This window comes from Pseudomonas sp. LS44 (assembly GCF_024730785.1).
Classification (GTDB): Bacteria; Pseudomonadota; Gammaproteobacteria; order Pseudomonadales; family Pseudomonadaceae; genus Aquipseudomonas.
Map to the genome: position 1 here is coordinate 2,556,445 of NZ_CP102830.1, position 15,500 is coordinate 2,571,944.

A 15,500-nucleotide genomic window follows, 5' to 3' on the forward strand; every position below is an offset into this window, starting at 1 on the left:
AAATCACGAGTAATTTCCGTCGCACGCATTTAGTTAGCGCGCAATATTTTATCAAGCAAACAACTTGGAGATACCTCATGCAAGCCATCGAAGCGCTCTACACCGCAACTGCAACCGCCACCGGCGGCCGTGACGGTCGTGCCGTTTCCTCCGACGGCGTCCTCGACGTGAAGCTGAGCACCCCGCGCGAACTTGGCGGCCAGGGCGGCGAAGCCACCAACCCGGAACAATTGTTCGCCGCCGGCTATTCGGCCTGCTTCATTGGTGCACTGAAGTTCGTCGCCGGGCAGAAGAAACAAGCCCTGCCGGCCGACGCCTCGATTACCGGCAAGGTCGGCATTGGCCAGATCCCCGGCGGTTTCGGCCTGGAAGTGGAACTGAATGTCAGCCTGCCGGGCCTCGACCAAGCCGCCGCCGAAGAGTTGGTCGCTGCCGCCCACCAGGTCTGCCCGTACTCCAACGCCACCCGCGGCAACATCGACGTACGCCTGAACGTCAGCGTCTGACGCAAACGGCAGAAACGAAAAAGCCCGGCGAATGCCGGGCTTTTTTTGTAGCGCGTAAGGCTTAGGCCTGCGGCGCCTGGGTGCGGCCTTTGTAGGAACCGTCACGGGTATCGATTTCAATCCAGTCGTCGATGTTGCAGAAATCAGCAACTTTGACTTCGGTGCCGTTGCTCAGCTTGGCAGTCTTCATCACCTTGCCGGAAGTGTCGCCACGGGCGGAGTTCTCGGTGTAGGTGATCTGGCGAACGATGGTGGTCGGCAGATCGATGGAGATCACTTTGCCTTCGAAGAACACCGCTTCGCAGACGTCGGTCATGCCTTCTTCGATGAACGGCAGAACGCTTTCCAGGTCTTCGGCGCGCAGCTCGTAAGAGTTGTACTCCGGGTCCATGAACACGTAGTCGTCACCGCTGATGTAGGAAAGGTTCACTTCCTTACGCTCGAGGATCACCGGCTCCATCTTGTCGTCGGCCTTGTAAACGGTCTCGGTCTTGGAGCCGTTGATCAGGTTCTTCAGCTTCATTTTGACGATGGCGCTGTTACGACCGGACTTGGTGAACTCGGCTTTCTGGATAAGCCAAGGCTGACCGTCGATCAGGGCCACACTGTTGGGCTTCATTTCTTGTGCGGTTTTCATACGAATATCCGGAATTAGATGGAGATGCGAATTTCTAGGCCGCGCATGATAGCCAATTTCGGTAAAACTGTACCAGCGCTGCGGTGAGATCAGGACGGGAGGCCTGCTGCAGGCACCAGCGTTCGGCATGTTCAGCCAGCTCGGGCCATACCTTTAGACAGGCATTCCAGCTCTTGGTCATGTCTTCACCGGCATTCCATGCCTGCCATAAGCCGCTCAACGCCGCATCTGCCGTGACCGACAACTCCTGTCGATACAGGCTGAGAAAGGCCTCGAGCTTGTCCCAATGCGCCTGCTCATCCTGCTCGTAGATATGCCAGAGCAGCGGCCGCCCGGCCCATTGCGCACGCACGAACGAATCCTCGCCGCGCACAATATTGGCGTCGCAGCTCCAGAGCAGCAGGTCGTAATCCTCCTGCCGCATGAAGGGCAAGAGATGCACCTGCAGATTGCCACGCCGCCAATTGCCGCCTACGACAAGATCGCCCTCGCCCAGCCAGGCTTGCACGTCAGCGACAACACGCCCCTGCGGCACCAGCAATTGGATTGCTGCGTCGCTAGCTGCCAGCGCGTCCAGCCAACTCGCCACGGCGGGGTTCTCATAAGCGAACAGCGAAATCAGCCGAGACTCAGGCGCCACCGCCACACCGATACTGGCCAGGAATACCTTGCGCGCCTCCGGGTCAGCCTGGAATACCCGGCGCCTGGCAAGCAGATCAACCTCACGCAACAGACCGCCGGTGTCGTGGGTGAAGCCGGGGAAAAAGAAGAACTTCCGCAAGCCGTTAGCCTGCGGCGATGGCAGGCCGTGGCAGCCACCCACCCAGTCTTCAGCGCTGAGATACTCCAGATTCAGCCACAGCGTCCGGGGTCGGGCCGCCATCGCTTCTATATAGGCAGGTGGCAAATGACAGGCGAAGGCCTCGATTACCACTTGGCCCGGCTCGACCACCTGCCAGTCGGGGTGCCACACCCGCACTTCGACACCCTGCTGCCATTGGCTGTCGGCGAGTGCATCGGCTTCGGGACAGAGGCGCACGAACGCCCGCAGGTCATCCACCCACAACCGCACCGCCTGCCCATGCTCGACCACCAGCTGCCTGGCCAAGCGCCAGGTCACGCCGATGTCGCCATAGTTGTCGACGACGCTGCAGAAGATGTCCCAGGTGGTTTTCATCGCTGGCTCCAGGGCGCGGCTGCCGCCATCTCTATCACTGCGCCGACTGAGTGGCGACCGTAGCAGACGTCAGAATGCAAAAAACCCCTGAAGATCGCTCTGTCAGGGGTTTTGCGAAAGTGGCGGTGAAGAAGGGATTCGAACCCTTGATACAGTTTCCTGTATACACACTTTCCAGGCGTGCTCCTTCAACCGCTCGGACACTTCACCGGATCTCGACCGACCTTGCGGTCCGTCGAGGCGCGCTAATCTAGCCGAACACCCCGCCAAAGGCAAAGTTTTTTTGCAGAAGATTCATGCGCTTAAGCCAGCGTAGTGGTTCGCGGCAGTGCCGCCGGGGTGACTCATCAGTCAGCCAGGGCGCTTTACCGCAGGTTTGCCGATGGGTAACGTCAGCCCACTTTCAGTCTCTTTCACGCCGCAAGGAACTCCGCCATGAGCGATCTGATCAGCTACCAACTCGAAGACGGCATTGCCACCCTGACCCTCAGCAATGGCAAGGTCAATGCAATCTCGCCGGATGTAATCGCCGCCTTCAATGCTGCGCTGGACCGCGCCGAGCAGGATCGCGCTGTGGTAATCATCACCGGCCAACCCGGCATTCTCTCCGGCGGCTATGACCTCAAGGTGATGACCTCCGGTCCGCAGAATGCGATCAATCTGGTTGCCGCTGGCTCTACGTTAGCGCGGCGCCTGCTCGCTCATCCATTCCCGGTGATCGTTGCCTGCCCGGGTCACGCGGTGGCGAAAGGCGCCTTCATCCTGCTCTCGGCCGACTACCGCATTGGCGTCGAAGGGCCGTTCAGCATCGGGCTGAACGAAGTGCAGATCGGCATGACCATGCATCACGTCGGCATCGAACTGGCGCGTGACCGCTTGCACAAGTCGGCATTCCACCGTTCGGTGATCAACGGCGAGATGTTCGATCCACAAAGCGCGGTCGACGCCGGCTTCCTCGACAAGGTCGTCGCACCTGAACAGCTGCAGGCCTCTGCGCTGGCCGCCGCGCAGCAATTGAAAAAGATCAACATGATTGCCCACCGCAACACCAAGCTCAAAGTCCGCAAGGCTCTGCTGGAGGCGCTGGACACGTCGATCGAACTGGATCGCCAGCACGCCATCTGAACAGTTGCCTCGCTGAGCAGGCCCGGTTCTGCGCCGGTTTTTTGTGTTTGTTGCCGGTGATTCGCTGACTATGCTGCAACAACACCGCACGCAAAGAGACAGTTTATGGCTATACGTTCACTAGCTTGTGCAGTACTGCTCGCCGCCATAAGCAGCGGCGCCCTTGCCGTCGATTCGCCGGAACGCGAGCCCAGAGCGCTCGATGCCTTGCAAAAGATGAGCGACTACATGCGTTCGCTGCAGCGCTTCCAGATCAGCGCCGACAGCACCACCGACCAGGTTCTGGATAGCGGTCAGACCATACAGTTCTCCCACCATACCGAACTCAAGGCCGAGCGCCCGAACAGGCTGCAGGTGACGGTCAGCGATGGCCTGCATCGCCGCAGCCTCTACTACGACGGCAACCATTTCGTCGTATACGGCGACCTCCACAACTACTACAGCCGCCTGGTCGCACCGCCGAACATCGATTCGCTGCTCGAGCAACTGGAGGGTCGCTATGGCATCCAGTTGCCGCTGGCCGACCTGTTCTACTGGAGTAATGACCGCAGCCTGCGCGACAACATCCACTCGGCGGCCTACATCGGCACCGAGAAGCTCGCAGGCAAAACCTGCGAACACTACGCCTATCGGCAGGACGGTATCGACTGGCAGCTCTGGGTCGAAAGCGGCCCTCAGCCCCTGCCCTGTCAACTGGTTATCATCAGTAGCAACGACGAGGCCCGGCCGCGACACAGTGTGCGCCTGCATTGGCAGCCGGCCCCGACCTTCACGACAGACACTTTCGACTTCCAGCCCCCGACTGGCGCCCAAGCGGTGGAGTTGCGTCAGTTGGACACCAATCAACCCCAGCAATCCAACCAATAGGGAGGCGGCATGAGCAAATCGAAAAGCATTATCAGCGCCGGCCTCGCCATCCTGATGCTACTGAGTCCGCTAGCCCAGGCATGGCACATGCGTGGCGGCGGTGCGCGCACCCAAATATTCCATCATGCCGGCTTCGCCGGTCACACGTTCCAGCACCCGATGCCGGGACAATGGGGCGGTGGTGTCCAGCATCAGTACTCACCCCCACCTCAGCCAGGACCGCGACCCGCACCAGGGCCACCACCGGGTCCGACTCCACATCCGCAGCCACCCGGTCCTGGCCCTCAACCCCCTCATCCCGGCCCACCACAACCCTACCCAGGCCCAGGGCCACAACCGCATCCCCCTGGCCCGCCACCGCCGAGGCCAATGCCGCCTCCGCCTCCGCCACCACCGCCGCCGCACTACTACGGCTGGTACGACCCTATAGTCGCTGGCGTGGTTGTCGGCGCCACGACTGCCATGGTGGTCGGTAGCGTGGTCAGCAGCGTACCGGCGAACTGTGTGCCTGTACTGGTCAACGGTTTGACCTACCAGCAGTGCGGCAGCACCTGGTATCAGCCGCAGTACGTAGGCATGCAGTTACAGTATGTCGTGGTGACGCCTCCGCGCTGATCCGTCGCTCGGCCACCGTGTACGGCGCCTCCAGCCAGGCGCTGTACGGTTTGTCCTGCGGTGGCCGCGACTTTCATGCCCATGAAACATTCCCGTTCAACAGTCACAACGAGGACAACATGTCGCGAGTGGTCGGCTCCGCGGTTTACGCCAAAGGCAAGAAAGTCACGGACATCTCCCTGCAGCAGGGTGCCGAATGGGCCGCCAAGGAGGGGCATTTCGTCTGGATCGGCCTCCATGATCCCGGCGAGCCGGAGCTGCTGACCCTGCAACAGCAGTTCAACCTGCACCCGCTGGCCGTCGAGGATGCGCTGTTGCAGCACACCCGGCCGAAGCTGGAAACCTTCGGCGATGCGCTGTTTATGGTGCTCTACTCGCCGATCGTCGACGATAACGACGACGACCTGGTGTTCATCGAGACCCAGTTGTTCGCCGGCAAGGGCTATGTGATCAGTGCGCGCTACGGCGAATCGCCATCCTACGCCGCGGTGCGCCAGCGCAGCGAGGCCCAGCCACAGATGCTCGAGCACGGCGAGGACTTCGTACTCTACGCGCTGCTCAGTTTCGTGATCGAGAACTACCGACCACTGCTCGACCAGTACCACGACCGCATGGAGGACATGGAGCAGCACGTGCTCAACAACCCGTTGAGCCAGGAGGACGTCGAGCAGATCCAGAGCACCCGTCGCGACCTACTGCGCCTGCGCCGCTACCTGGCACCGCTTGAGGAGATATGCCAGGACCTGCAGCACCTGGATTTCCCCTTCATCGACAAACACATGCGTCCTTACTTTCGCGATGTGGCAATCCACGTTCAACGCCTGCTGGAAGACCTCACCGGTCTGCGCGAAATGGCTGACCATGCCATCGAGATCGGTCTGCTGCTCGAGTCGTCGCGGCAAAGCGTTACGCAGCGCAAATTCGGTGCCTGGGCGGCAATTTTGGCCTTCCCCACTGCGGTGGCGGGTATCTATGGGATGAACTTCCAAAACATGCCCGAACTGACCTGGAAGTACGGCTATTTTGTCGTGATCGGCATCATTACCGTCGGTTGCACGGTGTTGTATGCCAACTTCAAGCGTTTGAAATGGCTTTAAGACCGCCCAGAAAAAAGCCCGATCAAATCGGGCTTTTTTGCATCTAGCGGGGTTACCAATCAGACCGGCTCGCCGGTTCGCCCGCGAGCGACAAAGCGCATCATCCATTCGGCTACAACATCGCCCTGGTGATCGCGATCCAGGCTGGCCACGCCCTGTTGGTAGATCTGCTCGCCCAGATGCTGTTGACGAATGTCGAGCAGCGCGCGCGAATAGTCGTGAATGAACTCCGGATGCCCCTGGAAGCACAGCACCTGGTCCTCGATGGCATAGGCCGCGTGCGGGCAGAAGTCGCTGGAGGCAATCAGCCTGGCGTTTTCCGGTAAGGCGGTGACCTGGTCTTGGTGGCTGATCAGCAAGGTCAGATCGTCCACGGCTGGAGTCATCCATTCCGGCTGCTCGGCGATCCGATAATTGTGCGTCCCCACACCCCAGCCCTGGGCGGCGCGCTCAGCCTTGCCGCCGAGCAACAGCGCCAGCAGTTGATGGCCGAAACACACGCCAAGGATTTTGTCGCCGCGCTGGTAGCGCTCGAGAAGGTAGGCCCGCAGGGTTTCGATCCAGGGGTCGTTGGCGAACGAGTCAGCCTTGCTGCCGGTCACCAGGTAGGCATCGAAACTCTCTGAGTCCGGCGGGTAACTACCTTCCAACACGTTGTACACAACGAACTCGGCCGCAATCGGCTGACGGGAGAACAGTTGCTCGAACATCTTCCCGTAGCTCTGGTACTGATCGACCAGTTCGGGACGCAGGACGTCGGTTTCCAGAATGCAGATGCGCAGCGTCATAACAATTTCCTGATACGGAGAGCTATTCAAAAACGTGCATTTTTTTTAACACAGTCCAAACCGCAAGAGAACCGCCACCAGACCAAACACCGCTGTTGGTGGCGAGACGTTCGTGGGCATGCCCGACCTCAATCAGCCAGCCGTCAGCGCTCTTTCAACGCCACCTCCATCACTCACCTCGATAGTGACCATAAAGCCCATTCACTTCTGCGCATGCCGCATCTCGGCAATTATCCAGCCATCGGGGCTCAGCGCCCCACCGCCAGAAGAGGAATCCATCATGAGCACATATGCCGCTATCGCCAGCCTGATCGCCGCCTCTGCTTTCTTCGGCAGCAGCGATCCTCAGCGCTACCAGGTGAAGCCTTCCACTCCAGAAAAGCCCAGAACAAGCCCCAGTAAACCTCTCGGCGGTGCCGAGCAAACGGAGGATGGCCATGAACGCCATCGAGAATCTCTCCTGCCTCTCTGCGTATGGAGTGACCTATGCCCACTTCGAAGATTGCCAGCTGAGTTTCGAAACGGAGCTCGCCTTCCAATTGGAAGACGGCAGCCTACTGACCCTGAACATGCCGACTCCGCCGGGTGAGCGCCAAGCTATCCGCCGCGAACTGTTTCGGCAGACCGTCTGCTGAAAACCCTCCAGACAGAAAAGCCGACTCACTGGCCGGCTTTCTGCTGTCTAGCGACTCCTCGCTTACTGGCTTCCTCCAGCATCCCCTGCACCGCACGGACCACTCACGCTCGAACCTGAGCCTGTGGTTGAGCTGCCTGGTGCCGAAGAACCAGGGGATGTGGATGACGCCAAAAAGCCAGGACATTCAGTGATTTTTCCAGGAAACCAGCTGCAAAAAAAAGCCGACCACAAGGGTCGGCTTAGGTATTGCCTGCTGGTTAGAAGCGCTCGTTCTTACCTGCCTTCTCGAGCAACAACGTCGGCGGTATGAAACGCTCGCCGTATTGCTCGGCGAGATATTCGGCCCGGGCGACGAAGTCCTTCACCCCGTATTGGTTGATGAACTGCAGCGCACCACCGCTCCAGGCGGCGAAACCGATGCCGAAGATCGAACCGATGTTGGCGTCGGCAGTCGATAACAACACGCCCTCCTCCACGCACCGTACGGTCTCGATGGCCTGGATGAACAGCATGCGATCCCGCACATCGGCGGCCGGGATCTGTTTGTCGGCTTTCTCGAAGCGCGCTTTCAGTTCCGGCCACAGGTGCTTCTTGCCGGCCTGCGGATAGTCATAGAAGCCACCACCGGCGGCTTTGCCCTGGCGCTTGTACTCGCTGACCATCAGATCGACCACGGCGAACGCCGGGTGCTGCGGCATCTGCTTGCCCTCGGCTTCCAGATCTTTGCGGGTCTGCGCGCGGATGTGCGACATCAAACCCATGGACACTTCGTCGGAGATCGCCAGCGGCCCGACCGGCATGCCGGCATTACGCGCCTCGGTCTCGATCATCGCCGCGTTGACGCCCTCGCCGAGCATCGCCAGGCCTTCGTTGGTGAAGGTGCCAAACACCCGCGACGTGAAGAAGCCACGGCTGTCGTGGACCACGATCGGCGTCTTCTTGATTTGCAGCACGTAATCGAAGGCGCGCGCCAAGGTCTCGTCGCTGGTCTTCTCGCCACGGATGATTTCCACCAGCGGCATCTTGTCGACCGGGCTGAAGAAATGCAGGCCAATGAATTTGTCCTGCTTCTGCACCGCAGTGGCCAGGCCGGTAATCGGCAGCGTCGAGGTGTTGGACGCGATTACCGCGTCGCTCAGCGCCGCCGCTTCGGCGGCAGCGGTGACTTTGCCTTTTAACGCGCGGTCTTCGAACACGGCTTCGATGATCAGGTCGCAGCCGGTGAAATCCGCCTCGCTGGCCGTGGCCTTGATCCGCGCCAGGACTGCGTCACGCTTCTCGGCGCTCAGCTTGCCGCGCGCCACCTGCTTATCCAGCAGGCCGGCGGAGTAAGCCTTGCCCTTCTCCGCCGCTTCCACCGACACGTCCTTGAGCACCACTTCGATACCGGCGACGGCCGAGACGTAGGCGATCCCTGCGCCCATCATGCCGGCGCCAAGCACACCGACCTTCTTGGTCGCGCTGACCGGGAAACCTTGCGGACGGGACTTGCCGGCGTTGATCTCGTTCAGCTGGAACCAGAAAGTGCCGATCATGTTCTTCGCCACCTGGCCGGTGACCAGTTCGGTGAAGTAGCGCGCCTCGATGATGTGCGCGGTGTCGAAATCAACCTGAGCGCCCTCGACGGCGGCGCAGAGGATCCTCTCCGGCGCCGGGAAGCAGCCTTTGGTCTTGTCGCGCAGCACCGAAGGAGCGATCGACAGCATCTGCGCCACATTCGGGCTGGACGGGGTACCGCCAGGAATCTTGTAACCCTTGACGTCCCAAGGCTGCACGGCCGCCGGATTGGCGAGGATCCAGGCCCGCGCCTTGGCCAGCATCTCATCACGGTTGCTGGCGATTTCTTGGATCAGGCCGGCTTTCAGCGCGGCCTGCGCATCGACCTTCTTGCCTTCGAGCAGGTACGGCAGGGACTTTTCGATACCCAGCAGACGCACCATGCGCACCACTCCGCCGCCGCCCGGCAACAGGCCGAGGGTGACTTCCGGCAGACCGAGCTGCACGCCCTTGTCGTCCAGGGCAATGCGGTGATGACAGGCCAGGCAGATTTCCCAGCCGCCGCCGAGGGCCGCGCCGTTGATGGCAGCGACTACGGGCTTGCCCAGGGTTTCCAGGGTGCGCAGCTGCGCCTTGAGGTCGAGAATGCGGCGATAGAACTCGCCGGCGTCGGCCTTGCTGACCTTGATCAGCTCGTTCAGGTCGCCGCCGGCGAAGAAGGTCTTCTTCGCCGAGGTGACGATCACCCCGGCGATGCTGTCCTTCTCGGTCTGCAGGCGCTCTACGATCTTGCCCATCGCCGCGCCATACACGGCGTTCATGGTATTGGCGCTCTGGCCAGGCATATCGATGGTCAGGACGACGATATTGTCCTGGCCTTTTTCGTAACGGATGGCGTCAGTCATTTCTCTTTCCCATTGTTGGGGGAGCGCTTCAGAAGCGTAGCGAGCGACGAGCAGGCAAGGCGGAAGCCGGCTGAGGAAGCGGAGTTGGCTGTAGCCAATGAGCATTCCGAAACGGGTTCCAACGCAGCTTGATCGAGCGCAGTAGCTTCTGAAAGCTCCTTAGATACGTTCGATGATGGTGGCTATGCCCATACCGCCGCCCACGCAGAGTGTGGCCAGGCCGTAGCGCAGATCGCGCTTCTCCAGCTCATCGAGCAGGGTGCCGAGGATCGCGCAGCCGGTGGCGCCCAGCGGGTGGCCCATGGCGATCGAGCCGCCGTTGACGTTGACCTTGTCCTCGCTGACGCCCATGTCTTTCATGAACTTCATCACCACCGAGGCGAAGGCTTCGTTGACTTCGAACAGATCGATGTCGTCGACCTTCAGGCCAGCTTTGGCCAGCGCCTTGCGGGTGGCCGGCGCGGGGCCAGTGAGCATGATGGTCGGATCGGTGCTGGTGACCGCAGTGGCTACGATGCGCGCGCGCGGCTTCAAGCCCAGCTCCTTGCCCTTGGCTTCGGAGCCGATCAGCATCGCGGCGGCGCCATCGACGATGCCCGAGCTGTTGCCCGGCGTATGCACATGCGCGATGCGCTCGACATGGCTGTACTGGCGGATGGCACTGGCGTCGAAACCCATCTGCCCCATCATCTCGAAGCTCGGCTTGAGCTTGCCCAGGCCCTCCAGGGTCGACTCGCCGCGAATGAACTCGTCGTGATCGAGCAGCACGATGCCGTTCTGGTCGGTGACCGGCACCAACGACTTCTTGAACGAACCGTCGGCACTGGCACGCGCGGCTTTTTGCTGCGAACGCAGGGCGAAGGCATCGACGTCGGCGCGGCTGAAGCCTTCGAGCGTGGCGATCAAATCGGCGCCCACGCCCTGCGGGACGAAATTGGTGTGCATGTTGGTTTCCGGGTCCAGCGCCCAGGGGCCGCCGTCCGCACCCATCGGCACGCGCGACATCGACTCCACGCCACCGACGACCACGAGATCTTCGAAGCCGGAACGAACCTTCATCGCACCGAGGTTCACCGCCTCAAGACCCGAGGCGCAGAAGCGGTTGAGCTGTACGCCGGCGACGCTGACGTCCCAGTCGGCGACCAGCACCGCGGTCTTGGCGATGTCGCCGCCCTGGTCACCGACCGGACCGACGCAGCCCAGCACCACGTCATCGACCTGGCTGGTGTCGAGATTGTTGCGTTCCTGCAGAGCCTTGAGCAGGCCAGCAATCAGGTTGACCGGCTTGACGCTGTACAGCGCGCCGTCCTTCTTGCCTTTGCCGCGCGGCGTACGCACCGCGTCGAAAATGAAAGCTTCGGTAGTCATGGTGTCCTCTGGCCTCTGCAAGGAGGAGTCGATGGCAGTGCGAAGTCGGGGCGCCCCGAAAACCACTTTGTTCTTGTTAGCGTCGTACACCTTAACCGCCGGCCATCTTGGCTCAATGACCGAAGCGCTCAGCGCCATTGACTACAGCGCTCAGACGAACGGTTAGAGATGGCCAATATCGAGCAATCTCCGCCAAACAGGTCTGGCGTGCGGATCACCGTGCCACTAGCAAGCCAGGGGATAACTGCTGGGTGTTAGAAGATTGGGCTTTGCTGCCAAGTCATCTAAAGAAAACATGATCTGAACCCTAGATTTGACAGTGGAAGTCGCCGCCGGGATTTGCCGGGACGATATTTTTAAATGCTTCGGCATGACGCCGACCCGCCAGGCTTTTAAAGCGGGGCAATGACGCCACCGATAACAAAAAAAGGCATCAATCATGTTCAGACAACCGAAGATTCGTCAGGCCACGTTGATCGTATTCGCCACTGCCGTGATTCTGATCCTGCCCAACATTACCCGCCTATTCACTTGAGTTTTCCACCTTGGGCTCGCGGGCCTGGATGATGCGTCTGACATCATCCGGCCGCGGGTAGATACCTCATCGACCGCTAAGTCTGCCCTGCCTCTACACGCACACATTTGCGCAGGAGCGGCCCTGGCCGCGAGGCTTTTCAGCGACCATGGGCCGCCCCTACGAACACCGCTGGACGATATGCTAGGGTGCCCGCCCCCGATCTCGGAGCTATCTCATGCGTCGCGTGTGTGCATCACTTACGGCCTGTTTGTGCCTGTCGGCCAGCGCCTTGTCCATGGCCGCTGAACTGACCCTGGACCTGCCTGGCGGGCCACGCCATTGGCAAACCAGCGCCCTGCTCAATCATCCGCAAGCGCGGGAGATCGAGATTCCTGCCGATGTCGCCTACAAGCGCGTCATGTATTACCGGGCAGTGCCGCTGGCCAGTCTGCTGGAGGGTGTGCAGGCCGGCGATCATTTGCAGGTGGTGGCATCAGATGGTTTCGCCGCTGAATTACCGGCTGCGCCGGTGTTGGCACAGAGCGCGGCGACGGCCTGGCTGGCGATTGAAGATCCGGCACGTCCCTGGCCGGCACTGGCCAAAGGCAAGCCGAGTGCCGGACCGTTTTATCTGGTCTGGAGCGAGCCGCAGAAAAGCGATATTGGCACGGAACAGTGGCCGTACCAGGTAGCCAGCATCCGCCTCCTGGCGCCCGTGGCCAAGCGCTTCCCGGCGCTGCTGCCGGCTGCCAATTCCGCACCGGATGTTCAGGCGGGGTTTGCTCAGTTTCAGAAAAACTGTCTGGCCTGCCATCGCCTCAATGGCGCCGGCGACGCCCAGTTCGGCCCGGACCTGAATTTGCCCTTCAATCCAACCGAATACTTCGCAACGGACTTCCTCGCCCGCTACATCCGCGACCCGCAAAATCTGCGGCGCTGGCCACAAGGGCGGATGCCGGGGTTCTCTCAAGAAGCGCTGAGCGATGAACAGCTCGGCCAACTACTCGCCTATTTGCGCCACATGGCCGGACGCAAAGTCGTCAGCGCACCTTAAGCAACAGGACCGGGCCCTGACTGCATTCGCCAACCCGCAGACTCAAACGTTGTAATCCTTCGGCGGCGCGGGCAACTCGTAGAGCAGTGCCTGCAGACCGCTCGCCCAACGCTTGCGGATGTCGCGGTAGTACTGGTCCTCCTCACTCACCCGATACCCTTCAGGCACGATCAGGCTGTCCTTGTGATAGACCAGCAGGTCCAGCGGTAACCCAACCGAAAGATTACTGCGAATGGTCGAGTCGAAAGACACCAGCGCACAGCGCAGGGCCTCTTCCAGCGGGGTGTCGAAGTGCAGATTGCGGTCGAGGATCGGCTTGCCGTACTTGCTCTCACCCAGCTGCAGAAACGGTGTATCGACGGTCGCCTGAATGAAATTGCCCTGCGGATAGATGCTGTACAGATCCGGCGGGCTGCCGACGATCTGCCCTCCGACCAGGAACGAGCAGGTCAGGTCGGTGTTGCCGGCCAGCGGCGCGCCATCGCGGGCGACCACCTCGCGAATCGTCCCGGCGACCAACGCGGTGGCATCGTAGAGCGTCGGCACGCTGTACAGGTTGATCTGGTTAAGGTCGGCGATGCGCTGCTTGAGTAGGTTGATCACCGACTGTGAGGTGGCCAGGTTGCCGGCGGTCTGTAGCACGATCAGCCGCTCGCCTGGCACGCCAAAGGTGAACAGCTTGCGGAAGGTGGCGATGTGGTCGATGCCCGCATTGGTACGCGAGTCGGAGACGAACACCAGACCATCGACCAAGTTCATGGCGACGCAGTAAGTCATGGATATGCCTTCTTGTGCAGGCCGATGGGGGCCTTGTTTCGACCCTGCGGTAGCGCCCGGCATTCAGGGCATGGCGACTCGTAGGTCGTAGGATGGGTCGAGGAGCGCTGCGACGATACCCATCGATGCGCCGGCGATGGCGCTCGACCTGCGCGGCCCGACCCATCCTACAAGCACCCCCGCCCCTACTGCGCCTGCACTGCCAGCAACGAGGCGAACGGCACCTTGGCGTGCATCTGCTCGCCCCCTCCGCCGCGACGCATGCCGCGCACCGGGCAGGCATCCAAGTAATCCAGGCCCACAGCGAGCTTCAGATGCCGCTCCGGGCGGGCCAGATTGTTGGTGACATCGAAGCTGTACCAGGCATCGTCCAGCCAGGCTTCCGCCCATGCGTGACTGGCCAGCTGGCTGTTGTTGCCGTTGTACAGGTAGCCCGAGACATAGCGCGCTGGAACCCCGAGCGTGCGGGCGCAGGCGATGAACGCGTGCGTGTGGTCCTGACACACCCCGGCGCGGCCGGCGAACGCCTCGGCGGCGGTGGTATCGATCTGCGTCGCCCCCGGTTTGTAGGCCATCTGCTCGTTGAGCGCCTCCATCAGGCCGATCAGCGCACTGCGATCGGCGCCGCTTTTGCACTGCTGCACGGCGAACCCTCGTAGCGCTTCGTCAGCCTGGGTGAGGCGCGTCTGGCGCAAGAACGGCAGTGCCGAGCCGTCTTCATGCTCGGCCTCACGTTGCTCGTCGATATCCACCTGGCCCCGCGCGCCGATGACGATCGATTCGTGCGGCTCGTCCAGCGTCAGCACATGGAGGATGTTGCCGTAGGGATCGAGCTGCGCACGCACCGGGCGCGGCAAGGTCAGCTGCCAGCTGATGATCTGCTGGCGCTCGCTGCTGTGCGGAGTCAGGCGCAAATATTGAATGCTCGCGCGGACCTGATCATCGTAGTGATAGGTGGTGTCGTGACGGATGGACAGTCTCATACGACCTCCAAATAGGAGCTGTGGATGGCACGGGCCAGCTGGCGAACCAGCAGGATGAAATCGGTAAGCCAGGCATGCAGGCCGGCGTTGAGAATTTCGTCGATGCCGGTGTAGCGCAGGCGCGCGGCCAGCTCGGCGGCCAGGCGCTGCGCCGGGCGGCCGTTTTCGCCGGGCAGGCTGGCGAGAATCTGGTGCAGTTCTTCCTGACAGGAGCGCAGCGAGCGCGGCACATCCGGCCGCAGGAGCAACAGCTCGGTGACCTTGCGGGTATTCGGCGAGCCGCGGTAGATCTCGGCGAACGCTTCGAACGACGACAGCGCGCGCAGCAAGGCGCTCCACTGGTAGTAGCTACGCGCCGAGCGATCATCGATCTCCTCGGCCTCGTCACCGAGCATTTCGTAGCGCGCATCGAGCAGGCGCAAAGTGTTGTCGGCGCGCTCGATGAAGGTACCCAGGCGAATGAAGCGATAGGCATCACTGCGCATGATGGTGCCGAAGGTGGCACCGCGGAACAGGTGGGAGCGCTCCTTGACCCACTCGCAGAAGCGGCTGATGCCATAGCGGCCGAGACCCTGCTCGGCGATGCCACGAATCTCCAGCCAAGTGGCGTTGATGTTCTCCCACATGTCCGCGGTGATGCGCCCACGTACCGCATGGGCGTTGGCCCGCGCTGCCTGCAGGCAGCAATAGATGCTCGCCTGGTTGGCCTCGTCGAGCGCGAAAAAATGCAGCATGCGCTCAGCGTGCAGCTGGCCGTGGCGACTCAGATATTCATCCAGCGTGCCGGTGATCAACAGCGGCATGGCCAGTTCGTCGAGACCATCGCCACGCCCGGTTTGCGGCATCAGCGACAGTGAATAACTTACGTCGAGCATGCGCGCGAGGTTCTCGGCGCGCTCCAGATAACGCGACATCCAGTACAGATCGGAGGCAGTCCTCGAAAGCATTCC

The 15,500-nt window shown here is 61.4% G+C and carries 16 protein-coding genes and 1 tRNA gene; 7 read left to right on the plus strand and 10 right to left on the minus strand.

Annotated features, from left to right (window positions below; translation table 11 throughout):
- The first annotated feature begins 77 nt into the window (after positions 1-77).
- The gene (locus tag NVV93_RS11325) at positions 78-506 is read left to right on the plus strand and encodes an organic hydroperoxide resistance protein (RefSeq protein WP_258250753.1); all 429 of its coding nucleotides are present in this window, start codon (positions 78-80) and stop codon (positions 504-506) included.
- Positions 507-567: 61 nt separating this feature from the next.
- On the opposite strand, the gene efp is transcribed toward NVV93_RS11325, so the two are convergent.
- From efp to NVV93_RS11340, 3 genes are all read right to left on the minus strand, one after another.
- Positions 568-1,143 (minus strand): elongation factor P, encoded by a 576-nt coding sequence (efp, locus tag NVV93_RS11330; RefSeq protein WP_258250754.1) that lies wholly within the window; start codon positions 1,141-1,143, stop codon positions 568-570.
- Between the two features lie 34 nt (positions 1,144-1,177).
- Entirely contained in the window at positions 1,178-2,320 is a 1,143-nt protein-coding gene (gene earP / locus NVV93_RS11335) for an elongation factor P maturation arginine rhamnosyltransferase EarP (RefSeq protein ID WP_258250755.1), read from the minus strand.
- A 120-nt stretch (positions 2,321-2,440) separates the two neighbouring features.
- A tRNA-Ser gene (locus tag NVV93_RS11340) sits at positions 2,441-2,530 on the minus strand.
- A gap of 225 nt (positions 2,531-2,755) precedes the next feature.
- Between NVV93_RS11340 and NVV93_RS11345 the strand changes: the two genes are divergently transcribed.
- Together NVV93_RS11345 and NVV93_RS11350 are read left to right on the plus strand one after the other, a co-directional pair.
- Entirely contained in the window at positions 2,756-3,445 is a 690-nt protein-coding gene (locus tag NVV93_RS11345) for a crotonase/enoyl-CoA hydratase family protein (protein WP_258250756.1), read from the plus strand.
- Positions 3,446-3,550: 105 nt separating this feature from the next.
- Complete coding sequence (locus tag NVV93_RS11350) at positions 3,551-4,312, plus strand: DUF2092 domain-containing protein (RefSeq protein WP_258250757.1); 762 nt, start codon at positions 3,551-3,553, stop codon at positions 4,310-4,312.
- Positions 4,313-4,381: 69 nt separating this feature from the next.
- Here the strand turns inward: NVV93_RS11350 and NVV93_RS11355 are convergent, their stop codons facing one another.
- Entirely contained in the window at positions 4,382-4,504 is a 123-nt protein-coding gene (locus NVV93_RS11355; RefSeq protein WP_258250758.1) for a hypothetical protein, read from the minus strand.
- Between the two features lie 177 nt (positions 4,505-4,681).
- On the opposite strand from NVV93_RS11355, the gene NVV93_RS11360 reads away from it, so the two are divergent.
- Entirely contained in the window at positions 4,682-4,927 is a 246-nt protein-coding gene (locus tag NVV93_RS11360; RefSeq protein ID WP_258250759.1) for a hypothetical protein, read from the plus strand.
- Positions 4,928-5,046: 119 nt separating this feature from the next.
- Positions 5,047-6,024 (plus strand): magnesium and cobalt transport protein CorA, encoded by a 978-nt coding sequence (locus tag NVV93_RS11365; RefSeq protein WP_258250760.1) that lies wholly within the window; start codon positions 5,047-5,049, stop codon positions 6,022-6,024.
- 59 nt (positions 6,025-6,083) lie between these two features.
- Here NVV93_RS11365 and NVV93_RS11370 read toward each other — a convergent pair whose 3' ends face one another.
- Positions 6,084-6,812 carry an amidotransferase gene (locus tag NVV93_RS11370; protein WP_258250761.1) on the minus strand — a complete coding sequence of 243 codons (729 nt, stop codon included), beginning with the start codon at positions 6,810-6,812 and terminating at the stop codon, positions 6,084-6,086.
- Positions 6,813-7,249: 437 nt separating this feature from the next.
- Between NVV93_RS11370 and ptrC the strand changes: the two genes are divergently transcribed.
- The gene (ptrC, locus tag NVV93_RS11375; protein WP_258250762.1) at positions 7,250-7,447 is read left to right on the plus strand and encodes a type III secretion system co-regulatory protein PtrC; all 198 of its coding nucleotides are present in this window, start codon (positions 7,250-7,252) and stop codon (positions 7,445-7,447) included.
- 259 nt (positions 7,448-7,706) lie between these two features.
- Here the strand turns inward: ptrC and NVV93_RS11380 are convergent, their stop codons facing one another.
- Together NVV93_RS11380 and NVV93_RS11385 are read right to left on the minus strand one after the other, a co-directional pair.
- Positions 7,707-9,851 carry a 3-hydroxyacyl-CoA dehydrogenase NAD-binding domain-containing protein gene (locus NVV93_RS11380; RefSeq protein WP_258250763.1) on the minus strand — a complete coding sequence of 715 codons (2,145 nt, stop codon included), beginning with the start codon at positions 9,849-9,851 and terminating at the stop codon, positions 7,707-7,709.
- Between the two features lie 159 nt (positions 9,852-10,010).
- A complete protein-coding gene (locus NVV93_RS11385; protein WP_258250764.1) occupies positions 10,011-11,219 on the minus strand; it encodes an acetyl-CoA C-acetyltransferase in 1,209 nt (402 codons plus the stop codon).
- A gap of 752 nt (positions 11,220-11,971) precedes the next feature.
- On the opposite strand from NVV93_RS11385, the gene NVV93_RS11390 reads away from it, so the two are divergent.
- Positions 11,972-12,790, plus strand: coding sequence for a cytochrome c (locus NVV93_RS11390; RefSeq protein ID WP_258250765.1), 819 nt, complete (start codon positions 11,972-11,974; stop codon positions 12,788-12,790).
- A gap of 42 nt (positions 12,791-12,832) precedes the next feature.
- Here NVV93_RS11390 and NVV93_RS11395 read toward each other — a convergent pair whose 3' ends face one another.
- From NVV93_RS11395 to NVV93_RS11405, 3 genes are all read right to left on the minus strand, one after another.
- Positions 12,833-13,567 carry a peptidase gene (locus NVV93_RS11395; RefSeq protein WP_258250766.1) on the minus strand — a complete coding sequence of 245 codons (735 nt, stop codon included), beginning with the start codon at positions 13,565-13,567 and terminating at the stop codon, positions 12,833-12,835.
- Between the two features lie 185 nt (positions 13,568-13,752).
- The gene (locus tag NVV93_RS11400; protein ID WP_258250767.1) at positions 13,753-14,550 is read right to left on the minus strand and encodes a transglutaminase family protein; all 798 of its coding nucleotides are present in this window, start codon (positions 14,548-14,550) and stop codon (positions 13,753-13,755) included.
- Positions 14,547-15,497 (minus strand): alpha-E domain-containing protein, encoded by a 951-nt coding sequence (locus NVV93_RS11405; RefSeq protein WP_258250768.1) that lies wholly within the window; start codon positions 15,495-15,497, stop codon positions 14,547-14,549. Before NVV93_RS11405 ends, NVV93_RS11400 begins: the two co-directional genes overlap by 4 nt.
- Positions 15,498-15,500 lie beyond the last annotated feature (3 nt).